This is a genomic window from Amycolatopsis sp. cmx-4-83 (assembly GCF_046548815.1).
Taxonomy (GTDB): domain Bacteria; phylum Actinomycetota; class Actinomycetes; order Mycobacteriales; family Pseudonocardiaceae; genus Amycolatopsis; species Amycolatopsis pretoriensis_A.
In genome coordinates, this window is record NZ_JAEBEF010000005.1 from 591,084 (window position 1) to 611,785 (window position 20,702).

At 70.6% G+C, this 20,702-nt stretch carries 25 protein-coding genes and 1 riboswitch; of the genes, 13 read left to right on the forward strand and 12 right to left on the reverse strand.

Annotated elements, in window-relative coordinates:
* Nucleotides 1-110 precede the first annotated feature (110 nt).
* On the forward strand, nt 111-263 hold the full coding sequence (locus ACLJQM_RS18585) for a hypothetical protein (RefSeq protein ID WP_169734962.1): 153 nt from the start codon (nt 111-113) through the stop codon (nt 261-263).
* Here the strand turns inward: ACLJQM_RS18585 and ACLJQM_RS18590 are convergent.
* Nucleotides 260-559, reverse strand: a complete 300-nt coding sequence (locus ACLJQM_RS18590) for a YciI family protein (protein ID WP_086859227.1) — start codon at nt 557-559, stop codon at nt 260-262. The two genes, ACLJQM_RS18585 and ACLJQM_RS18590, sit on opposite strands and share 4 nt — an antisense overlap.
* 181 nt (nt 560-740) lie before the next feature.
* On the opposite strand from ACLJQM_RS18590, the gene trpS reads away from it, so the two are divergent.
* Nucleotides 741-1,760 (forward strand): tryptophan--tRNA ligase, encoded by a 1,020-nt coding sequence (trpS, locus tag ACLJQM_RS18595; protein WP_410632137.1) that lies wholly within the window; start codon nt 741-743, stop codon nt 1,758-1,760.
* Here the strand turns inward: trpS and ACLJQM_RS18600 are convergent.
* The 3 genes from ACLJQM_RS18600 to ACLJQM_RS18610 all read right to left on the reverse strand — a co-directional run bounded on the left by ACLJQM_RS18600 (nt 1,753) and on the right by ACLJQM_RS18610 (nt 4,250).
* Nucleotides 1,753-2,142 carry a (deoxy)nucleoside triphosphate pyrophosphohydrolase gene (locus tag ACLJQM_RS18600; protein ID WP_360764937.1) on the reverse strand — a complete coding sequence of 130 codons (390 nt, stop codon included), beginning with the start codon at nt 2,140-2,142 and terminating at the stop codon, nt 1,753-1,755. The two genes, trpS and ACLJQM_RS18600, sit on opposite strands and share 8 nt — an antisense overlap.
* A gap of 78 nt (nt 2,143-2,220) precedes the next feature.
* Entirely contained in the window at nt 2,221-3,537 is a 1,317-nt protein-coding gene (locus tag ACLJQM_RS18605) for a sensor histidine kinase (RefSeq protein ID WP_360764934.1), read from the reverse strand.
* Nucleotides 3,534-4,250, reverse strand: a complete 717-nt coding sequence (locus tag ACLJQM_RS18610) for a response regulator transcription factor (RefSeq protein ID WP_410632139.1) — start codon at nt 4,248-4,250, stop codon at nt 3,534-3,536. Before ACLJQM_RS18610 ends, ACLJQM_RS18605 begins: the two co-directional genes overlap by 4 nt.
* Nucleotides 4,251-4,397: 147 nt before the next feature.
* Here ACLJQM_RS18610 and ACLJQM_RS18615 point away from each other — a divergent pair, with 147 nt between their 5' ends.
* The 3 genes from ACLJQM_RS18615 to ACLJQM_RS18625 are packed head-to-tail and all read left to right on the forward strand — an operon-like array spanning nt 4,398 to nt 7,335.
* On the forward strand, nt 4,398-5,489 hold the full coding sequence (locus tag ACLJQM_RS18615) for a LolA family protein (protein ID WP_410632140.1): 1,092 nt from the start codon (nt 4,398-4,400) through the stop codon (nt 5,487-5,489).
* Nucleotides 5,486-6,460 (forward strand): ABC transporter ATP-binding protein, encoded by a 975-nt coding sequence (locus ACLJQM_RS18620; RefSeq protein WP_360764926.1) that lies wholly within the window; start codon nt 5,486-5,488, stop codon nt 6,458-6,460. Before ACLJQM_RS18615 ends, ACLJQM_RS18620 begins: the two co-directional genes overlap by 4 nt.
* On the forward strand, nt 6,457-7,335 hold the full coding sequence (locus ACLJQM_RS18625; protein ID WP_360764923.1) for an ABC transporter permease: 879 nt from the start codon (nt 6,457-6,459) through the stop codon (nt 7,333-7,335). The genes ACLJQM_RS18620 and ACLJQM_RS18625 overlap by 4 nt, the downstream gene beginning before the upstream one ends.
* Here the strand turns inward: ACLJQM_RS18625 and ACLJQM_RS18630 are convergent.
* The 3 genes from ACLJQM_RS18630 to ACLJQM_RS18640 are packed head-to-tail and all read right to left on the reverse strand — an operon-like array spanning nt 7,305 to nt 10,995.
* Nucleotides 7,305-8,342: an ABC transporter ATP-binding protein gene (locus ACLJQM_RS18630; RefSeq protein WP_360764920.1), complete on the reverse strand. Its 1,038-nt coding sequence runs from the start codon at nt 8,340-8,342 to the stop codon at nt 7,305-7,307. The genes ACLJQM_RS18625 and ACLJQM_RS18630 overlap by 31 nt on opposite strands.
* Nucleotides 8,342-9,967: an ABC transporter permease gene (locus ACLJQM_RS18635; protein WP_410632141.1), complete on the reverse strand. Its 1,626-nt coding sequence runs from the start codon at nt 9,965-9,967 to the stop codon at nt 8,342-8,344. Before ACLJQM_RS18635 ends, ACLJQM_RS18630 begins: the two co-directional genes overlap by 1 nt.
* A complete protein-coding gene (locus ACLJQM_RS18640; RefSeq protein ID WP_360764917.1) occupies nt 9,943-10,995 on the reverse strand; it encodes a thiamine ABC transporter substrate binding subunit in 1,053 nt (350 codons plus the stop codon). The genes ACLJQM_RS18635 and ACLJQM_RS18640 overlap by 25 nt, the downstream gene beginning before the upstream one ends.
* Before the next feature lie 22 nt (nt 10,996-11,017).
* Nucleotides 11,018-11,125, reverse strand: a riboswitch (TPP riboswitch).
* A gap of 32 nt (nt 11,126-11,157) precedes the next feature.
* On the opposite strand from ACLJQM_RS18640, the gene ACLJQM_RS18645 reads away from it, so the two are divergent.
* Nucleotides 11,158-11,442: a 4a-hydroxytetrahydrobiopterin dehydratase gene (locus ACLJQM_RS18645; RefSeq protein WP_247018763.1), complete on the forward strand. Its 285-nt coding sequence runs from the start codon at nt 11,158-11,160 to the stop codon at nt 11,440-11,442.
* Between the two features lie 75 nt (nt 11,443-11,517).
* Nucleotides 11,518-11,646: a hypothetical protein gene (locus ACLJQM_RS18650; protein ID WP_281506229.1), complete on the forward strand. Its 129-nt coding sequence runs from the start codon at nt 11,518-11,520 to the stop codon at nt 11,644-11,646.
* 211 nt (nt 11,647-11,857) lie between these two features.
* Here the strand turns inward: ACLJQM_RS18650 and ACLJQM_RS18655 are convergent, their stop codons facing one another.
* From ACLJQM_RS18655 to ACLJQM_RS18670, 4 genes are all read right to left on the reverse strand, one after another.
* Nucleotides 11,858-12,184 (reverse strand): hypothetical protein, encoded by a 327-nt coding sequence (locus ACLJQM_RS18655; protein ID WP_410632142.1) that lies wholly within the window; start codon nt 12,182-12,184, stop codon nt 11,858-11,860.
* Entirely contained in the window at nt 12,184-12,558 is a 375-nt protein-coding gene (locus ACLJQM_RS18660) for a hypothetical protein (RefSeq protein WP_410632143.1), read from the reverse strand. Before ACLJQM_RS18660 ends, ACLJQM_RS18655 begins: the two co-directional genes overlap by 1 nt.
* Nucleotides 12,555-13,106, reverse strand: a complete 552-nt coding sequence (locus ACLJQM_RS18665; RefSeq protein WP_410632144.1) for an ArsR family transcriptional regulator — start codon at nt 13,104-13,106, stop codon at nt 12,555-12,557. Before ACLJQM_RS18665 ends, ACLJQM_RS18660 begins: the two co-directional genes overlap by 4 nt.
* Nucleotides 13,107-13,298: 192 nt before the next feature.
* Nucleotides 13,299-13,673: a hypothetical protein gene (locus ACLJQM_RS18670; RefSeq protein WP_410632145.1), complete on the reverse strand. Its 375-nt coding sequence runs from the start codon at nt 13,671-13,673 to the stop codon at nt 13,299-13,301.
* Here ACLJQM_RS18670 and ACLJQM_RS18675 point away from each other — a divergent pair.
* From ACLJQM_RS18675 to ACLJQM_RS18695, 5 genes are all read left to right on the forward strand, one after another.
* On the forward strand, nt 13,663-14,028 hold the full coding sequence (locus ACLJQM_RS18675; protein ID WP_410632146.1) for a recombinase family protein: 366 nt from the start codon (nt 13,663-13,665) through the stop codon (nt 14,026-14,028). The genes ACLJQM_RS18670 and ACLJQM_RS18675 overlap by 11 nt on opposite strands.
* Before the next feature lie 32 nt (nt 14,029-14,060).
* Nucleotides 14,061-14,462, forward strand: coding sequence for an SseB family protein (locus tag ACLJQM_RS18680; RefSeq protein ID WP_410632147.1), 402 nt, complete (start codon nt 14,061-14,063; stop codon nt 14,460-14,462).
* 35 nt (nt 14,463-14,497) lie between these two features.
* Nucleotides 14,498-14,839, forward strand: coding sequence for a hypothetical protein (locus ACLJQM_RS18685; protein ID WP_360764898.1), 342 nt, complete (start codon nt 14,498-14,500; stop codon nt 14,837-14,839).
* Nucleotides 14,839-16,005: a putative T7SS-secreted protein gene (locus ACLJQM_RS18690; RefSeq protein ID WP_410632148.1), complete on the forward strand. Its 1,167-nt coding sequence runs from the start codon at nt 14,839-14,841 to the stop codon at nt 16,003-16,005. The genes ACLJQM_RS18685 and ACLJQM_RS18690 overlap by 1 nt, the downstream gene beginning before the upstream one ends.
* A gap of 69 nt (nt 16,006-16,074) precedes the next feature.
* A complete protein-coding gene (locus ACLJQM_RS18695) occupies nt 16,075-16,611 on the forward strand; it encodes a hypothetical protein (protein WP_360764893.1) in 537 nt (178 codons plus the stop codon).
* A gap of 1,205 nt (nt 16,612-17,816) precedes the next feature.
* Here the strand turns inward: ACLJQM_RS18695 and ychF are convergent.
* Entirely contained in the window at nt 17,817-18,899 is a 1,083-nt protein-coding gene (ychF, locus tag ACLJQM_RS18700) for a redox-regulated ATPase YchF (RefSeq protein ID WP_360764869.1), read from the reverse strand.
* A 102-nt stretch (nt 18,900-19,001) separates the two neighbouring features.
* Between ychF and ACLJQM_RS18705 the strand changes: the two genes are divergently transcribed.
* Nucleotides 19,002-20,702 carry a DNA-3-methyladenine glycosylase 2 family protein gene (locus ACLJQM_RS18705; protein WP_410632149.1) on the forward strand — a complete coding sequence of 567 codons (1,701 nt, stop codon included), beginning with the start codon at nt 19,002-19,004 and terminating at the stop codon, nt 20,700-20,702.

Genomic DNA, 20,702 nt, shown 5'->3' on the forward strand with positions numbered 1-20,702 from the left:
TCACCAAGGATACCTTCCACGCGTTTGTGAGCAGCCCCACGCCCCCAGATCGGTTAGCCTCACCTAATGTGGAGACCCGGTGACCTCGCCGATCCGGAAGGTGCGTGCGCGTGGGCAAGAAGCAGCCGGACGACCCCAGGAAGGTCGTGCGCAAGCTGATGAAGGCCGGCAAGGTCAAGAAGAAGTGCTGCCGGTCGAAGCCGCGCTGCAAGAAGTGCCCGGTATTGGCTCTGAAGAAGGCGAAGCAGGACCTGGCCGCCTAGTGCGGTACCGCTTCGTTGAGCAAGCGCAGCTCCGGAGCGGTCTTGGTCGGCGAGAACTCGATGACCTCGTACTGCGCGAGGTGCTGCACGCAGAACGGGTCGGACGCCAGGATGGCGTCGAGCTTCCCGCGGTTCAGCGGACGCGTGATGATCACACCGCCGACGCGCGGGTTCCGCCGCCCGGACGCGAGGAAGTGGCCGTGTTCGTACTGCTTGTTCAGCCATTCCTGGTGGTCCGGGAGCGCGAGGTCGATCTGCTCGATCGGGGCCGTGTAGTTCAGCAGGACGACATACATGGTTGGACGGTAGACCCGCAAGCCCCTTCGCGCCTATGCTCGCCGCATGCACGCGCAGACGTCCAGCTGGTGGCCGCCCTCGGCGGCCGTCTAGTCCTGCGCTGATCACCAGCGGCCGCCCCGGACGGGCGGCCTTTTTTCGTGCCTTCTCCGGGGTGGTCCCTCCCCGAAAGGAAGACACATGAGCAAGCTGTCCGGGATCACGCCGTCGGGTCACGTCCACCTCGGCAACTACCTCGGCGCGGTCCGCCGCTGGGCGCGTGAGGGCGGCGCGGACGACCTGTACTTCGTCGCCGACCTGCACGGCATGACGACCCCGCACAACCCGGCGAAACTCCGGTCACTGGCGAGGGAGCAGCTCGCCGTGCTGATCGCCGCCGGCATCGATCCCGAGCGGGTGTTCGTCCAGTCCGACCTGGCCCGCGAGCTGGGGGCGCTGACGTGGGTCCTGGAGTGCACCTGCAACTACGGCGAGGCCGCGCGGATGATCCAGTTCAAAGAAAAATCAGCGGCGCGCAGCGCCTCCGCTGAGGGTGGCGGCGGGGGCATGGATGGAAAGTCCAAGGGCCAGGCCGGGGTGCGGCTGTCGCTGCTGACCTACCCGGCGCTGATGGCCGCGGACATCCTGCTCCAGGGCGCGCACGAGGTCCCGGTCGGCGAGGACCAGCGGCAGCACGTCGAGCTGACGCGGGCACTGGCCAAGCGCTTCAACAGCACGTACGGCGAGGTCTTCACCATCCCGGAGGCGGTCCTCCCGCCGGCGGGCGCGCGGGTGAAGGACCTCACCGACCCGACGCGCAAGATGTCGAAGTCGACGCGCGACGCGGCCGGCGTCGTGTTCGCGCTGGACGAGCCGGACCAGGTCCGCCGCAAGATCCGCCGGGCGGTCACCGACGGCGGTTCGGTGCCGGTGCACGCCCCGGACACCCGGCCGGGGATGGCGAACCTGCTGGAGGTCCTGGCCGCCTGCCGGGGCGGCTCGCCGGCGGACCTGGCCGAGGAGTTCACGTCGTACGGCGCGGTGAAGGACGCCGTCGCCGACGCGGTGATCGAGGAGCTGCGACCCCTGCGTGAACGAGCGTTAACGCTGCTCGACGACGTCGCGGAGCTGGACCGGGTCCGCAAGGCGGGTGCGGAACGGGCTCGGGAGCGGGGCTCCCACCGGCTCGACGCGGCGCTGCGGATGATCGGCGCTAACTGAGCAGCGCGCGCAGTTCCGGGAGCAGGATCCGGTCGGCGGGCAGCCAGTCGACGTCGTCGAGGTCGTCGGGCCCGAGCCAGCGCACGGCCCGGTGCTCGACGGCCCGCGGCTCCCCGCCGGGTGAAACGAGCGAAGCGGCGTAGATGCGCAGCACCTTCCCGCCCGGCAGCGGGACGTCCTCCCCGACGCGCGCGCCGACCTCGATCACGACGTCGAGCTCCTCGCTGCACTCCCGGGCGAGCGCGAAGGCGTCGGACTCGTCGGCTTCGACCCGGCCGCCCGGCAGCTCCCACTGTCCCGCGTGGTCGGCGGGCCAGGCGCGCTGCTGGGCGAGCAGCTTCCCGTCACGCACGAGGGCGGCACCCACGATCACACCGTTCACAGCCCCGGAATCTACCCGGAAGCCCCACTCCCGCTCGTGGCCGGTCGTGAGTGGGAAACAGTGTTCCAACCCTGTTTCTCACTCACGACCGGTAGCCGCGCGCCAGACCACCACGAACCGCGCTCCCCCGTCCGGGGACTCGCCCACCTGCACCCGGCCGCCCCGCCGCCGGACCGTCTCCGCCACCATCGCCAGCCCCAGCCCGGTGCCGCCGGACGAGCGGGCCCGGTCGTCGGCGATCCGGTAGAACCGGTCGAACACCTTCTCGCGGTGCTCCGGCGCGATGCCCGGGCCGTCGTCGTCGACGACCACCCGGACCGTCGAGCGGGACGCCAGCACCGACACCACGATCTCCCCGCGCGCGTAGCGGCAGGCGTTGCGCAGCAGGTTGTCCAGCACCAGCTCCACCTCGGCGTGCGCGGACGACGCCCACGCCTGCGCCACCGCCGTGTTCACCCGCGTCTCCGGTGCCTCCGCCGGCAGCCGGGCCACCGCCGAACGCACCTCGCTCACCAGCTCGACGGGCGCAGCGGGCGGTACCTCCCCCGCGTCCGACCGCGCCAGCGACAGCAGCCCGTCCAGCAGCGACGACAGCCGCTCGGCTTCGGTGAGGATGTCCGACAGCGTCTCCTGCGACAGCTCCGGATCCGGGTTCGTCACGGCGACCTCGGCCTGGACGCGGATCGACGCGACCGGCGAGCGCAGCTCGTGCGCCGCGTCGCCGGTGAACCGCCGGAGCCGCTCGGCGGCCTGCTCCTGCCGTTCCAGCAGCGCGTTGAACTCCTCCGCGAGCGCGCGCAGCTCGTCGTGGGAGTCCGGCAGCGCCAGCCGCGCGCCCGGCGGCAGCGCCCGCACCGAACCCCGCATGCGCGCGACCGGCCGCAGCGACAGGCGCACCACCAGCCACGTCGCGAAGCCCGCCACCAGCGCGCCGACCGACGCGACGACGACCAGCCACACCCCGCCGTAGTGCACCGCGGCCGAGAACCCGACCAGGCCCGCACCGGCCACGACCAGCCGTTGCGCCCCGTCCGGCGCGCTCACGACGGCGCCGAGGTACCGCGCGCCGTCGCGCTGGACCGGCTGGCCCGCCTTGAGCGTCGAGATGTCGTACACCGTAAGGCCGGTGGGTGTCCCGCCGTCCACCGGCGCGCCCGCGGTGTCCAGCACCCGCAGCGTCACCGGGGCCGCGCCGGACAGCGGCCGCCCGGCGCCCACCTCGGCGCCGGCCGGGCCGAGCGCGCTCGAGAGCTCGCGGTCGACCGAGCCGATGAGCAGCGGCGACAGGTTCGACGCGGCCAGCGCGGCCAGCCCGAGCAGGCAGACCAGGGTGATCGTCGCGGCCAGCAGGGTGATCCGCACTTGCAGGGACCGGCCCCGCCACCAGCCGATCACGGGGTGATGACCTCGTCGAGCTGCGCGTCCGAGGCCAGGTAACCGTGCCCGCGCACGGTCCGCAGCAGCGCGCCCGCGCCGACCGCGTCCAACTTACGTCGTACGTATCCGACGTAGACCTCGACGAGGTTGCGCGTCACGGCCTGCTCCTCCCCCCAGACCGCGCGCAGCAGCTCGTCCTTCGTGACGACCGTGCCGGCCCGCCCGACGAGGACTTCGAGCAGCGCGAACTCCCGCGGGCTCAGCCCGACCTCCTCGTCGTTCCAGCGCACCTGCCGCAGCCCGCGGTCGACGGCCAGCGCGCCGAGCCGCAGCGTGCCGCGGCTCGCGTCCGGCCCCGCCCGGCGCAGCGTCGCGCGGACCTGCGCGACCAGCACCACGAAGGAGAACGGCTTGACGAGGTAGCCGTCGGCGCCGAGGTCGAGGCCGTCGGCCTGGTCGATCTCGCCGTCCTTGGCCGAGACCAGCAGCACCGGCGTCGTGACGCCGTCCTTGCGCAGCCGCTCCAGCACGCGGTAGCCGGACAGGCCCGGCAGCATGATGTCGAGCAGGATGACGTCGAAGGAGCCCGTGCTCGCCAGCTGCAGCCCGGTGGGCCCGTCCACGGCGGTGACCACGTCCATGTCCTCCGCGCGCAACCCGCGTTGCAGCGCCTTCCGCACGCCCGGTTCGTCGTCGACCACCAGCACCCGAGGTTTCACGAGGTTCATCATGACCGGTTCGCGCAGGTCGTGCGGCGGCTCTCAGCACGATCTCAGCCAGGGAGGGAGAACCTTCAGGGGTATCTCAGCCTCGAGAGGGAAGCGTCGTGGCCAGGGAACCGGGCACACTCGGCCCGGGAACACCACAGGGAGAGACGCATGAAACCGAAGACGAAGGGCATCACCGCCGCGGTCGTCGGCACCGCGCTCGGTGCCGGCGGGCTCGCGTTCGTCGCGATGCCGGCCAGCGCGGACGACAAGCCGGCGCTGCCGCAGGTGAGCGCCGAGGAGCTGGTCCAGTCGGTGGTCAAGGCGAAGCCGGGCGCGTTCGACGGCACCGTGAAGGTGAGCAACGACCTGGGCCTGCCCGCGGTGGGGAACGCGGTGCCGGGCGCGTCGGCGCTGAACATGGACTCGGCGCACATCTTCAGCGACGGCGCCGGCAAGAGCCGCCTCGCGGTCACGCAGGGGGCCAGCCAGGAGACCGTGGTCCACGACGGCACGACCGTCTGGGACTACAGCTCCAAGACCAACACCGCGACCAAGGTGACCATCCCGGCCGACGTGGCCAAGCAGAAGGGCGCGGGCAGCGAGAAGACGCCCGACCCGGTCACGGCGTCCACCGAACTGCTGGCGAAGGTCCGCGAGAGCAGCACGGTATCGGTCGACGGCACCGCGACCGTCGCCGACCGCCCCGCGTACGAGCTGGTCCTGACGCCGAAGCCGACCGAGCGGACGCTGCTGCGCGAGATCCGCGTCGCGGTCGACTCGCAGACGCGCATGCCGCTGCGGGTGTCGGTGCTGAGCAACGGCACGTCGACGCCGGCGCTCGAGGTCGCGTTCAGCGAGATCCGGTTCACGCAGCAGCCGGCCGACCTCTTCACCTTCACCCCGCCGAAGGGCGCGAAGGTGCAGGAGAAGACGCCGACGGTCGACCAGCAGCACAAGGACCTCGCCGAGCAGGCCAAGCAGGACGTCAAGGTCGTCGGCGACGGCTGGGACACCGTCGTCACCGGCAAGGTCCCGGCAGACGCGCTGAACGCGGCGCCGAAGGCCCAGGGCGAGCGCAAGGGTGCGCTGGCCGACCCGAAGGCACTGCTCGAGCGGTTCGCCAAGAAGGTCGACGGCGCCTGGGGCAGCGGCTACCTCGTCACCACGAAGGTCGGCAGCGCGGTCCTGACCGACGACGGCCGGTTCGCCGCCGGTGCGGTGCCGGAGCAGGTCCTCTACGAAGCGCTGGGTCAGAAGTGACCAGCACGGCTGTGGAGTCCGGGGCGGACGTCTCTTCGGAGGCGTCCGCCCCGGCGGTCCCGCTCGCCGCGCGCACGCGCGGGTTGCGCAAGGTGTACGGCAGCACGGTCGCGGTCGACCACGTCGACCTCGACATCCCGCAGGGCGCGGTCGTGGGGATGCTCGGGCCGAACGGCTCGGGCAAGACGACCACCATCCGGATGCTGCTCGGCCTGGTCCGGCCGACCGAGGGCGAGGTCGAGCTGCTCGGCCGCCCGATGCCGGACGCCGCCGCGCACGCGCTGCCCGACGTCGGCGCGCTCGTCGAGGGGCCGGGCTTCCACCCGTTCCTGTCCGGGCGCGACAACCTGCTGCGCTTCGCCGCCGCGGAACCCCGGCTGGCTTCGGCCGGGATCCCCGCCGCCGTCGACTCCGCGCTGGAGCGCGTCGGGCTGACGGTCGCAGCGCGCCGCCGGTACAAGGGTTACTCGCTCGGCATGAAGCAACGGCTCGGGCTCGCTTCGGCGTTGCTCGTGCCGCGCAAGATGGTCGTGCTCGACGAGCCGACCAACGGCCTCGACCCCGCTGGTACCAGGGAGATCCGCAGGATCGTCGCCGAGCTGCACGCCGAGGGCGTCACCGTGCTGGTGTCGTCGCACCTGCTGGCCGAGGTCGAAGCGACCTGCACGCACGTCGCCGTGCTGCAGAGCGGGAACGTCGTCGCGCAGGGTGAGCTGGCGGAGCTTCTGGAGTCCGGGAACGCGGCCCTGCTGGTCCGCACGCCGGACGCGGAGCAGGCGGTGGAAGTGCTGCGGGAGAACCGGATCGGCGCCCGGCTGACGCCGGACGGCGTCCGCGTCGACCTGACGGCGGCGGAAGCACCGCGGGTGCTGCAGGTCCTGGTGGGCGCGGGGGTCGCGGTCCACGAGGCGACGCGGGCGCGCACCGGGCTCGAAGACTTGTTCGCCCGGCTGACGGAGGGGGCGGAATGACCGCGGTACTCGACGCACCGGCGGCCCGCACGGGCCACGACACGGTGCCGCTGCCCCGGCTGCTGGCCGCGGAGCTGCGCTGGATCTTCCGGCGGCCGCGCACGTTGGCCGTGCTCGGGCTGCTGGCCCTGATCCCGGTGATCATCGGCATCGGCCTGACCCTGGTCGACGACCAGCCGGGCAGCGGCGGCGGCCCGGACGACGGCGGCGGCGCGCTGCTGGCGTCCGCGGTCAACAACGCGTTCGTCCTGCCGATCGCGGCGATCGTGATGTCGCTGGCACTGCTGCTCCCGCTGGCCTCGGCCATGGCGGGCGCGGACGCGATCGCCGGCGAGACGGCGCACGGAACGCTGCGCGGCTGGCTGATCGCCCCGGTCGGCCGCGGCCGGCTCCTGGCGGTGAAGGCGTTCGGCGTCGCGACCGTGTCGGTCGTCTCGGTGCTCGCGATGTGCGTGACCGGCGTCGTGACCGGGCTGATCATCAACGGTACGGATTCGCTGTTCACGTTGTCGGGCACGACGTTGTCGCTCGGCGGCGCGCTGGCCCGGATCCTGCTGGTGGCGGGCTGGGTGGTGCTCCAGCTGTGGGCGGTCGGCGCGGTCGCGCTGGCGATCTCCAGCTGGACCGAGCACCCGATGCTGGTGGTGGCGTCGGTCCTGGCGACCGACATCGTGTTCACCATCCTCGGGTTCCTGTCCTCTTTGGACTGGCTGCACCCGTTCCTGCTGACGCAGAACTGGTCGATGGCACCGGCGGAGGTGCTGCAGGACCCGATGGGCACGCAGATGCTCGGCGAAGGCGCGCTGCGCGCGGTGTGCTACATCGTCATCGGGCTGTCGCTGGCCTACGCACGCCTCTCGACCCGCGACGGCTGAATCCCGACCACCGCCAGCCCGTCGGGGTCCAGTGCGAGGTGCACCTGGTCCCCGGCGCGCAGGTCCGATGTCGCGGGCGCGACGGCGTCCACAGTGGATTCCTCGAGGCGAACCACCAGGCGTGAGTGTTCGCGGCGGTGCACCGCCGCGAACACTTCTCCTGCCACGCCGGAGTCCGCGACCCGCAGCGCGTGCGGCCGCAGCCCCAGCCGCACCGGACCGTCGTCCGCATCGGGCAGTGCGACGTCACCCAGCGCCGTGCGCACCACACCGGCCGCCGCGACGCCGTCCACGAACGTCGTCACCCCGAGGAAGCGGGCCACGTCGTCGTCGGCCGGGTTGCGCCACACGCGCCGGACCGCGCCCTCCTGCCGGACCTCCCCGGCGTCGAGCACCGCCACCCGGTCGGCGAGCGTGAACGCCTCCTCCTGGTCGTGCGTGACCAGCAGCGCGGTGATCTTGCTGCGCCGCAACAGCTCCGCCAGGTCGATGGCCAGCTGCTCGCGCAACCCGGCGTCCAATCCGGACAGCGGCTCGTCGAGCAGCAGCAGCCGCGGCTCCGGTGCCAGCGCCCTGGCCAGCGCGACCCGCTGGGCCTGGCCGCCGGAAAGCTCGGTGACGCGCCGCTTTTCGAAGCCGGTCAGGCCGACCAGCGCCAGCAGCTCGGCGACCCGCGGCGCCCACTGCGCGCGCGGCACGCCGTGCATGCGCAGGCCGAACGCGATGTTCGCGGCGACGTCGCGGTGGCCGAAGAGCTGGCCGTCCTGGAACACCAGCCCGAAGCCGCGCTTGTGCACCGGCACCGCGCCGAGGTCCTCGCCGTCCCAGCTCACCGAACCGCGCGCGCCCGGTTCGAGCCCCGTGATCGCGCGCAGCAGCGTCGACTTCCCCGACCCCGACGGGCCGAGCAGGGCCAGCACTTCGCCGTCCGCGATGTCCAGGCGGGCGTCGCGCACCGCGGCGAACGTTCCGTAGTGGACGGTCAGGTCCCGCACCGACAACGCCATCAGAACTCTCCCACCCGGCCGCGTCCGAGCCGGTCGATCAGCGCGACCGCCAGCACCGTCACGAGCATCAGCAGCGCGCACGCGGCGTACGCCATCTGGTTGTTGAGCTCCCCCGGCCGTCCCATCAGCGACGCGATCGCCACCGGCAGCGTCGGTGCCGTCGGCCGGGCCAGGAAGCTGGTCGCGCCGAACTCGCCGAGCGCCACGACGAAGCCGAACCCGGCGGCGGCGACCAGCGGGCGCAGCGCCAGCGGCAGGTCGATCTCGCGCCACACGCGCAGCGGGCTCGCGCCGAGCGTCGACGCGGCCTGCCGCAGCCGGACGTCGACCGAGCGCAGCACCGGCAGCACCATCCGCACGATCAGCGGCGTGATCACCAGCGCCTGGGCCAGCGGGACGAGGTAGGGCGACGTCCGCAGGTCGCCGGGCAGCGCGTCGAGCGTGACGAGGTAGCCGAAGCCGACGGTCACCGCGGACACGCCGAGCGGCAGCATCAGCACGGCGTCCATGGTTTCCCCGAGCCCGCGCGCGGGTTTCGACGGCGACCGCCGCAGCGCCACCAGCACCACGGACGCGAGCACGCCGACGGCCATCGCGAGCAGCGTCGCGTCGATCGCGACCTTCAGCGAGTTCACCGCGGCGTCCCAACCGGACACCTGCAGCGCGCCCTTCTCGCCGGTGCTCGTGAGTGCCCGGTACCCGGCGAGGCTCCAGCCGTCCTCAGTGGACACGGACTCGGCGAGCAGCGCGACGATCGGCGTCAGCAGCAGGGCGAGCACGACGCCGGCCGCGCCGACGCCCCACCATTCGCCGCCTCTCGGCCGCCGCGGCCCGCCGGAGCCGATCCGGGCGCCGTCCTTGCGCCGCCGGGCCAGCCCGCCGAGCACCAGCGCGGCGACCACGGCCGCGAACTGGATGACCGACAGCGCCGCCGCGCCCGAGAGGTCCAGCAGGTCGACCGTGCGCAGGTAGATCTCGGTTTCCAACGTCCGGTACTTCGCGCCGCCGAGGATCAGGACGACCCCGAAACTGGTGGCGCAGAACAGGAACACCACGGCCGCGGCGGACGCGACCGCCGGGGCCAGCGCGGGCAGCGTCACCGAGCGGAAGGCCCGCCACGGGGACGCACCGAGCGCGCGGGCGGCGTCGGTCGTCCGCGGATCGAGCCGCGCCCACAGCCCGGCGACCGTGCGCGCGACGACCGCGACGTTGAAGAAGGCGTTGGCCAGCACGATCGGCAGCACGCCGCCGTCCGGCCAGAGCGCCCGGAACGCCAGCCCGACGACGACCGTGGGCAGCACGAACGGCACCAGCACCAGGGTCCGCGCCAGGCCGACGCCGGGCAGTTCCACCCGGGCCAGCAGGAACGCCACCGGCAGCCCGGCGGCCACGGCGACCACCGTCGACGCCGCCGCGCTCGCGACGGTGAAGCCGGCCAGCTGCCAGGTCCGCGCGTCGCCGAGGACGACGTCGAGCCCGCCCTCGGCGAACCCGCGCCCGATGATCGCCAGCACGGGCCAGGCGAAGAACACCACCAGGAACCCGATCGGGGCCAGCCCGAGCAGCGCCAAGCCGAGTCCGCGGGCGGTCCGGGGTGGAGCTACGACTGCACGAGCGTGCGCCATTCGCCGATCCACTTCTCCCGGCCGGCCTGCACCTGGTCCGCCGTCAGCGCTTGCGGCTTCTGCGGCAGCGGCGCGACCTGCGCCCAGCCGGCGGGCAGGTCGACGCCCTGGCGCGCCGGGTAGACGTACATGTTGGCCGCGACGGTCGCCTGGAACTGCTGCGACAAAAGGAAGTCGACGACCTTGCGCGCGCTCTCGGTCTGCTTGCCGCCGGCCAGCACGCCGGCGTACTCGACCTGGCGGTAGCAGGTGTCGAGCAGCGCCTTGGTGCGCGGCTTGCCGTCGTCGCCGACCTCGGCGGCCGGCGAAGACGCGTACGAGACGACGATCGGCCGCGGCCCCTTGCCCGCGGAGCCGGAGAAGTCCTTGGTGTAGGCCTCTTCCCAGCCGCTGACCACCTTGAGGCCGTTGGCCTTCAGCTTCGTCCAGTAGCCCTGCCAGCCGGACTCGCCGTACTTCGCGATGGTGCCGAGGAGGAACGCGAGCCCGGGCGACGCCGTGGCCGGGTCCTCGGCGACGAGGAGGTCCTTGTACTTCGGGTCGGCCAGGTCGTCGTAGCTCGACGGCGCCGGGATCCCCTTGGTGGCGAAGTAGTTCGTGTCGACGTTGACGCAGACGTCCCCGACGTCGACGGCGGAGAGCCGGTGCTCGGGATCGACGGCGTAGCGCTGCGGCCCGCGGTCGGCTTCCGGGCTGGTGTAGGGCTCGAAGACGCCTTCGGAGAGCGCGCGCGAGGCGAAGGTCGAGTCGACGCCGTACGCGACGTCGCCGACCGGGTTCGCCTTGGTCAGCACGAGCTTGTTGGTCAGCGATCCGGCGTCGCCCTGCTTGAGCACGGAAATCTTGATGCCCGACTGCTTCTGGAAGGCGTCGAGCACCTCCTGCGGCGCCAGGAAGGAGTCGTGCGTCACGAGGGTGACGGTGGGCGTCTGCTGCGTGCCACCGTCGCCGTCCGACAGCGAGCACCCCGCGGCGACGACGCTGACGACGGCGATGGCCGTCGCGGCGCGAACAGCCCTGCGTTTCATCTACCCCTCCTGCACTTCGCCGGACGAGGAGAGGAAGCCCTCCCTTCGCCGGCATGATCCGGTCAGGTGCGAACGGTCGCGGGGTGACCCGCCTCTCAGCCCGGCTGACCGGACTCCCGTGGCAACCGTGCAGCGTAGTCCAGGACGGACGACCATGGAGACATGACGGAAATCTTGAGCGACTCCGAGGCCGACGGACGACTGGGCGCGAACTGGACGCGTACCGGAGCGGTGATCTCCCGGGAGGTGGAGCTGGCTTCGTTCTCCCAGGCGATCGAGGTGGTGGACCGGGTGGCGGTCCTCGCCGAGGCGGCCGACCACCACCCGGACATCGACATCCGCTGGCGCACCCTGACGTTCCGCCTCAGCACGCACTCGGCGGGCGGCCTGACGGCGAAGGACTTCTCCCTGGCGGCCGAGATCGACTCGGTGCTTTCGGCGTTGTGATCCTGGTTACTCTGAGTGCACTTTTTCACCGGTTCGACGTCTCTCGGTAAACGACTTTTGCTAGGAGAGACGGACATGACCCAGGCCATCGTGGTCGGCACAGCAGCATTCGCGACGATGGTGGCGGCAGCCGGCGGTGTGCTCTGGTTCACCGCCAAGGGCCGCCGTCACCCGGATGCCGGTGAGTTCGATCACAGCCGCTAACGAAGGCCAAGATCAGCGCGCTGAGCAGGGCGGAAGCATCGGTTTTCGGCCCTAGGAAACGCCATGAACAGCACCGCCACCCTCACCTCCGCACAGCGTGCCTGGATCAACGCCCTCGCCCCCGCGGTGGTGCTGATCACCATCGCCCTGATGGGCCTGCTCGGCTGAGTTCGCCCGCGCCGCCGCTCTGACTTCTCGAGCGGCGGCGTTTTCAACGGATCTCTTCCGGTGCCGGGAACGCGGCCGGCGGCTCGTCCTCGACAGTCCAGTATTCGAGCGCCGACAACCGGCCTTCGTCGACGAACACGATGAGCCCGCCGCCCGGCACGTCGGCTTCGACCGCCACCCGCTCGGCGACCTCGAACGTGGGCGCGTCCGCATCGACTTCGAGATCGACGGTCGGGCACCCGCAACCACAGCTTCCGGTCACCCGGGCCGTGACGGCTTGCGCCCGCAGTTCGGCTGCGCCCGGGAAGTCCCCCGCGAGAAGGACTTCCAGGGTCTCGCGCTCGTTCCGCGTGAGCGGGCGGCTCACCATCAGTAGCGGGACATGTTCGGGATCGCCTTCTCCGCGACCCCGATGAGGTCCTCGACCTTCGCCACGTCGGCTGTCACATCTTCAGCAGTCACCGAAGGTGCCTCGGAAGAACGGTAGGCGACTTCGTTGCGCCGAACCCGCATCCGGTTGAAGGGACGCAGAAGCGGCCCCAGCGGCGGATCGAGCTGCGCGAGAACCGCTTCGTAGACGGCGATGTGGCCACCGCGGCTCGTCGCACGCAGGCCCTGGTTCTGCAGGATGGCCGCCAAAGCCCGGCGGGCGCCGTCGTACGCCAGCGTGTAGGCGCCTTCCGGATCCGAACCGCGCGCGATGAGCGCGTCGATCGTGGCGCGCCCTTGGTTCCACGGGGTCATCGGGATGGCTCCTGGTCGAGGGACAACGGGACCAGCGGACGCTCACGCACGCTGACGATAAACGGATCCGTGCTGCCTGCCGCCCACGAGGCCGGCGAGATCCGGTGGACGTTGACCTCGCGGCCCAGCCGGCGCGACACGCCTTCAGCCAGGTCGAAGAGCACGTCCGGGTCAGGCGAACCGACGACGAGCACGTCGACGTCCCCGGGCGGCGGGCCCGGTTCGCCGCGGTAGCGCGCGGCCCAGGACCCGTAGATGTAGGCCTCGTGCACACCCGTCAGACCCGACAAAGCCTCGGCGAGCAGCGGCAGCGGCCCGAAGGTGACCGCGATGACCTCGCTCAACGGCCGGTAGAGCGGGGTGTCCGTGCGGGCTTTGACAAGCCGGCTCCGGCCGACTCGCCGATCTTCCAGGATGCCGCCACTCACGAGCCGTTCGACCTCGCGCAGCACGGCCGTCGGCGTGACACCACAGGCCTCGGCGAGCTCGGTGATGCTGTATTCGCGCTCCGGGTGCAGCAGGACCAGCGCCAGCAGCTCGCCCTGCATGCGCGAACGCAGCAAAGGCAGCAAACTCGGCGAAGCTTTCATTGGACGCAGCATACCCTGCGCCGAATGAAAGCAACACTCAGTAGTTCTTGCTCACCAGGCGTGCGTCAGACGTTGAAGCGGAACTCGACCACGTCGCCGCGAACACTTGAAGTGTGGCAACAACCCGTCGTTGCGCCATCTACCTACGAGTCAGCTTAGACGCGGCTGGCGAGCAGCTGGCTGTTCAACGACAGCGGGCGGACTGTCTACGCGTCGCTGACCAGCGCGGATGGCATGCCGTCGACACAAGTCCCGCCCCGAGTACGACCAGTTGGTCGCCGCGTACGAAGCCGGCGAGTTCGACGCACTGGTCTGTTGGGACTTGGATCGGCCGCCCGTCAGCTCGAACACTGGGTCGACGCAGCGCAAGAACGCGACCTGTTGCTGGTCACCGCGAACGGCGAGGCCGATCTGCCGACCGACAGCGGCCGGATGTTCGCCCGGATCCAGGTGACTGTCGCCCGCGGCGAGATCGAGCGGAAGTCCGCACGACAGCGCGCCGCTGCCCTCCAGCGTGCGGAGCACGGTAAGCCTCCTCGGCGTTCGGTCGACGGGCTACACCTCGGCACGCGAGGTCATCGAGAGCGAAGCCGTCATCGTGCGCGAACTCTTCGATCGGTTCGCCGCCGGGGATTCTCTCCGCGCGCTTGCCGCGTGGCTCACCGAAGCCGACGTCTCCACTCGTCACGGCCGTCCATGGAACCCCACCGGACTTGGACGCCCAGGCTCGCGAGCTACTCGACGCAGCACCGCCGCTGACACCCAGGCAGCGGGACCGGCTGGCTGCCCTGTTGACCGCACACCGTCCGCCGTCGCGTCGCCCGCAATCGCGAGGGAAGGCGGCATGAGCTGGAAAGCCGCCGCTGTATGCGCTCGTTGAGCAGGCCGGTTACAGCAAGTATGGTACCGAGCGTGAAACGTGACGAAGGGGCAGCTGAAGCTCGGCTGGCGCTCGTTGCGCAGCAGGTTTGGAGCGGCAACCGGGGTCCAGGTGACTTCGTCGACGCATTCGTGAGCGCGTTGGTCTACGCGCAGCGACCGGAGGAGCCGGCGCTGCTGGTGACCGACCTTGGCGAACGCGGCAAATGGATGGCCGTCTTCACGACCCTCGAACGGCTGGCCGCGCACGTGGGCGAGTGCAGCTACTTCACTACAACGGGTGCGGATCTGTCGGAACTGGTCCCGCCTGGCGTGGGTCTGATGGTCGACCCCGACGATGCGCATCGGTTCCCGGTCCTGTCTCGGATGGCGCCGCCGGAATTGATCGCGCGGGCATGGGCATCCGCGGGAGAGCGGGGACGCAAGGCGGAGTAGTTGCCTGACGCAAGTGGCAGAGGGGACGAAGAGGGGTGGATGGTCCAGGCTTTCACGTCGACATCGAGGTGCTGGAGAACGCATCGAAAAACATGAGCGCCGTCGTACACGACCAGGACAGCTTCGAACTTCGCGGGCTGTGCGGTGAACCAGGCCTGTATGGCCACAGCGGCGTTCATGACGCACTCGCGGAGTTGTGTGGCCGATGGAGTGTCGGACTCGACGCGCTGTCTGATCGCGCCAGTGACCTCGGGGACCTGCTCGGCAAGGCAGCATCCGCCTACCGGGCGATCGAGCACACCAACACAGCGGCTCTGAAGTCCGATCCCGGGTGGGACGCAGTCTCGCCCGACGAGCCGACGATTGGCGCTGTTTGATGGCGGAGCTCGGCCAGACGGCCGATCCGAAGGCCTTGATCCCCGGCGATCCACCGGCCGTGTTCGAGAACGCCCGAGTACTGAGCGAACGAGCCAAGACGGCCCACGCAGTTGGGGACGCGCTCCGGCGGATCGACACCGGCGCCTGGCAGGGACCGGCGGCGGACAAGTTTCACGAGGACCACCAGACCGAGGTGCCTCGTTGGGGGCAGGCCGGCGACTCGTTGGCCAACGCCGCTCTCGCGCTGACGGACTTCGCGAACTGCCTCTCCTGGGCGCAGGGGCAGGCAGCCGAAGCCATTGCCCAGTGGCAGCAGGGCGACAAGGCCACCCAGCAAGCGAAGACCGACCATGATCGCGCTGTTGCCGATGCCGACGCGAAAACCAGGGCGAACGCACAACACGGTGACCCGACCGTGGTGCAGGCCCCGCCGTTCACCGACCCCGGCGAGGCCCAGCGCCAAGCCGCGCGAGACATTCTGAACCGCGCTCGGCAGCAGTTGGCGAGCGTAGGCAACCTGACGGCTGACGCACTCCGCTATGAGGGAGCAGGTTCGCCGCAGGACTCCCGCAAGCAGGCCGATGCGAACTTCTTCGGCGGCATCTGGGACAGCATCAAGGGGGCAGGTGAAGGCCTCTACCAGATCCTCGCGGATCCGGCTGAAGTCGTCGCGTCGATGGCGCACAACATCGCGCATCCGGTCGACACGTTCAAGGAGATGGTCGCCTGGGATGACTGGGCCAACGGCCACGGCGACCGCGCCCTGGGCAAGATCACCGGCACCATGCTGCTGGGGTTCACCGCGTTCGGCGCGGGAAAGCTGCTCAAGGAGTGCCCACCCGGGCACGGCGAGCACGAGCCCGATTCGGAGCGCGGTATCCCGGGAGAGAGCGGCGCCCCGGACGTACCCACCAGCTTCGCGCCTACCGACCTGTCCAAGGTCAAGGAGCATCTTTCCCGGCCCGGCCTTGACCATTTCGGACCGAACGACGTGATGCTGGACCGAATCGGGAAAGCTCTGGCTGAGGGAAAGCCGCTGTCAGAGGCACAGACCAACTTTCATGCGTCACGAAACACTCGAGGCGAAGCTGATGGATGGCGGGATGGGCTACGAAGAAGCGCACGCCGAGGCTTTGCAGACCCATCCTCCCGGCAAGAATTATGATCCCGACGTGATCGATCAGGAACCCCTGTTCGGTCCGTGGTGGCGGAAGATGAACGGGTTGGGACCGCGATGACGATCGTTGAAGTGGAACGGCACGGCCTGGTCGCGATCGGCGAAGGCGATCACCCAGCGGCATACCAGCCCGCGGAGTGGCTGCGGTCGTCCCGATCGGCGATCGGTGCCCCGGCGAACGCCGTCCGAATGCACGTCGAAGTCCTGCGACGGTTTGGCGGTCTCGCTCCACGCGCTCTTGTCGGCGGGCAGTTCATACCCGGCCAGGGCGACCAGACGCAGTTCGCCGTTGCTGTGGCGACCTTCGGATTGTTCGACGCCGACGAGGAGCCGACCTGCCCGAGCGAGTTGTGGAAGGAACCGTTCACTGTCGGGCTGCCCAGCGAGTTCGCCCGAGCAGTGGCCACTGCGCTTGGCGGGGGACCTGGTCTCCCAGCTGGGACACTCACCATCGACCGCGCCGGCTTCGACCTCGTCAATTCGTCCGAAATGATCTTCGGGCAGGCGGCAGCCGTGCTGAAGGCCGCCATGGCCGCGCAGCTTTCGGGCCAGGATGCCGACGCCGTGGCCAGGTCGCTCGTCAGCACCTGGTGAGTCCGAGCAGCGCCAGAAACCGCGAAGTGTGCTGGATCCACTCCCCCTCACTAATCGCGCCGGCTGGCGACACCCGATGTCGTCACTTGAAGTGATCGCATAGCAGGGCCCGCCCCACCCCAGATCACGCCGGCAGAAGTGCTGAATCGGGTGGCTGCGGCGAGCGAGAATTTCCTCCTCGATGACCTGGAGCCCGACGAGCTGAAGGCCTGGCGCCATGCGGCGCGAACCGCCCAGCTTCGCCCGTTGCGCGCCGGAACCGCTCAGCTCAGCAAATGGACATCCGGCAACTCTTTGCGGATCTCCGTGAGCGACCCGACCGCACCCCGAAGCCACCTCGCCAGGCCAGCTCGCCGAAGCCCACGCCCAAGAGCCAGGACCACGGTGACTTCGTAGGGCGTGGGATCCGGGTCTCGTCGAAGCTGCCCCAAGGTTCCTCACGCGTTGATAGTCGAGATGCAGGACGGGATGGCACGGCGGATGCGAATCGGTGGCGTCCGTATCACTTGAGCAGCAGCTTGGAGCGATGTCCGGCCGTCTTGAGCTCAGGATCAAACATCGCATGGACGCGCTGCGCGAACGAATCGACGAAGCAAGCGAGGCCGAGAACGTGCCTACGCCGTCGCGCTTCGTCGCTCCGCCGAGACTGTGGATCCGTCGCGTCGAGACGACGTCATCGTCTGGGCAACTTGGGCGCAGACCTATGCGGACGAGATACATCCACTTCTCGACCGCACCGGGATGCCGATCACACCCGAGCCAGGACGACATGACCTTGCGCCGTACCTGCACGGTTGGAGTCAGTGGGGCCCGAGCTGACGCGACCACCACTTCTGATTCGGGTGCCAAGGTTTCGGCTCAGGCAGAATCCAGCTATACGCATTGGCCGGAGCCGGCTGCGGGTGGCGCCGCCTTCCTGCTCGGCTGGCATACCTGGTGGCTTCGTCAAGGGATCGATCTCGGCAGCGCGCGCCCACCACCCACTCGTCCCTTTCACTCATGCCAGCCGCAACGAGCTGGTCGCAATGCTGCCGAACTCGCTCTACCTCGCGCCACACGGCGACCTGGGCGCGCAACGCCGTACCCGGCTGTCACGCCTCGCCGATGAGGTCGGGCGGCGTAGGCGGTGCTCGGAGACCTGGAGTCGTTGGAGCGCCGTTTTGCAGAGGCCGAGCCAGATCTTTGGCGAGGAGCCGTCTGAATTCTCACACGTTGAAGCGGAACTCGACCACGTCGCCGTCGGTCATGACGTAGTCCTTGCCCTCCATGCGGACCTTGCCCGCCGCGCGGGCGGCCGCCATCGAGCCGGCGGCCATCAGGTCGTCGTAGGAGACGATTTCCGCCTTGATGAAGCCGCGCTCGAAGTCCGTGTGGATGACGCCCGCGGCCTGGGGGGCCGTCGCGCCCTGGGGGATCGTCCAGGCGCGGGACTCCTTCGGGCCTGCCGTCAGGTACGTCTGCAGGCCGAGCGTGTGGAAGCCCGCACGGGCCAGCGAGTAGAGGCCCGGCTCCGGCTGGCCGACCGACTCCAGGAGCTCGCGGACCGACTCCTCGTCGTCCAGTTCCAGCAGCTCCGCTTCGACCTTCGCGTCGAGGAACACCGCGTCCGCCGGGGCGACCAGCTTGGTCAGCTCCTCGCGGCGGGCTTCGTCGGTGAGGACGCCTTCGTCGGCGTTGAAGACGTACAGGAACGGCTTCGTCGTCAGGAGGCTGTGCTCGCGAAGCAGTTCGAGGTCGACGTCCTTCTGAGCCGAGAAGAGCGTGCGCCCGCTGTCGAGGATCTCCTTCGCCTTCTGCGCGGCCTCGAGCGCGGGCTTCGCTTCCTTCTTGGTCCGCGCTTCCTTCTCCAGCCGCCAGACGGCCTTCTCGAGGGTCTGCAGGTCGGCCAGGATCAGCTCGGTGTTGATCGTCTCGATGTCGCTCAGCGGATCGATCCGGCCGTCGACGTGGATCACGTCCGGGTCGTCGAACACGCGGATGACCTGGCAGATCGCGTTGGCCTCGCGGATGTTCGCGAGGAACTTGTTGCCCAGCCCGGCACCCTCGGAGGCGCCCTTCACGATGCCCGCGATGTCCACGAAGGACACGACCGCCGGGACGATCTTCTCCGACTTGTGCAGCTCGGCCAGCTTGTCCAGCCGGGGGTCCGGCAGCGGGACCACGCCGACGTTCGGCTCGATCGTCGCGAACGGGTAGTTCGCGGCGAGCACGTCGTTGCGGGTCAGCGCGTTGAACAGGGTGGACTTGCCGACGTTGGGCAGGCCGACGATACCGAGGGTGAGGCTCACGACCCCGCAGTCTACGTGGCTGCCCCGGTCGAGCCCCACGCACCCAACGCCGCGTCGGATTTCCGCCAGCCACGGCGCTGACCTGCTGACATGCTCGAATCCATGGTCACGACAACCGAAGCGCCGGCGCTCTGGCGCGACGTCGAACGCTGCTACCGCGTGGTCACCGCCCGCGACCCGCGCTTCGACGGCCAGTTCATCATGGCCGTCCGCACCACCGGCATCTACTGCCGCCCGTCGTGCCCGGCGTCGACGCCGAAGGCGCAGAACGTCCGCTTCTTCCCGACGTCGGCGGCCGCGCAGGCCAACGGCTTCCGCGCCTGCCGCCGCTGCCTGCCCGACGCCGTGCCCGGCTCGCCCGACTGGAACGTCCGCGCCGACCTCGCGGCGCGGGCGATGCGCCTGATCTCGGACGGGACTGTGGAGCGCGAAGGTGTCCCCGGCCTCGCGCGCCGGCTCGGTTATTCGGAACGTCAGCTCGGCCGGGTCCTGACCGCCGAACTCGGCGCGGGCCCGCTCGCCTTGGCCCGGGCGCACCGCGCCCACTCGGCGCGGCTGCTCATCGAGCTGTCCGAGCTGCCGCTGACCGACGTCGCGTTCGCGGCGGGGTTCTCGAGTGTGCGGCAGTTCAACGAGACGATCCGCGAGGTGTTTGCGACAACGCCTTCGCAGCTTCGCGCCTTCGCGGCTTCACGACGGGGGCGCCACGGCGACGTGAGCGGGACGCGCCTCAGCCTGCGCCTGCCGTTCCGGCCACCGTTCGACGCTCTGGGCCTGCTTCGGTTCTTCGCCGACCACGCGTTGCCGGGGGTAGAGGTCGTCACTTCGGAGTCCTACGCCCGGTCGCTGCGGCTCGCCCACGGCACCGGCGTCGTCCGGCTGACGCCGCGACCGGACCACGTGCGCTGCGAGCTGGTGCTCACCGACCTGCGTGACCTCGGCAGCGCGGTCAGCCGGGTCCGCCGCCTCCTCGACCTCGACGCCGACCCGGCGGCGGTCACGCGTGTGCTCGGCGCCGACCCGGCGCTGGCCCCGCTGGTGGCTGCGGCGCCGGGAATCCGGGTGCCAGGAGCGGTGGACGGCGAGGAACTGCTGCTCCGCACCCTGCTCGGCGACGAGGTGCCCGGCTCGCTCGGCCCGCCCGGGTCGCTCGGGTCGCTCGGGTCACCCGGGGTACTCAACTCGCTCGGAGCGCCCGGTCCGCTCAGCTCGCCTGGGGTGCTCGGCTCTCCCGGAGCGCCCGATCCGCTCAGCTCGCCGGGGGTGCTCAACTCGCCCGGTGTGCCCGATCCGCTCAGCTCGCCGGGGGCGCTCAACTCGCCCGGGTCGCTCGGCCAGCTCAGCTCGCCCGGGTCGCTCGGCCAGCTCAGCTCGCCCGGAGCGCCCGGCCCGCTCAGGGCGTTCGACTCGGTCCGTTCGCCCAGCACCCTCGGCGGCCTCGGCGAGGAGATCCCCGGCGAGTGGGGCGTCACGCGGCTCTTCCCGGCCACGGCCCAGCTGGCGGCCACCGGCCACCCCGTCGCGGTCGCGCTGGCCGAGGGGCGGCTCGACGTGCACGTCGGCCGGGATGCCGCCGACCTGCGAGCGGAGCTGCTGGCGTGCCCGGGCATCGACGCGTCGACCGCGGACTACGTGCTGATGCGCGTCCTCGGCGCCCCGGACGTCCTGCTCGTCGAGGACGCCGCGGTCCGGCACGGCGCCGAGGCACTGGGCATCGCTCCGCAGTCGTTGCCGGAGCATGCGCGCCGGTGGACCCCGTGGTGCTCCTACGCCGGCAGGTACCTCCAGCGAGCCGCCGGCTGA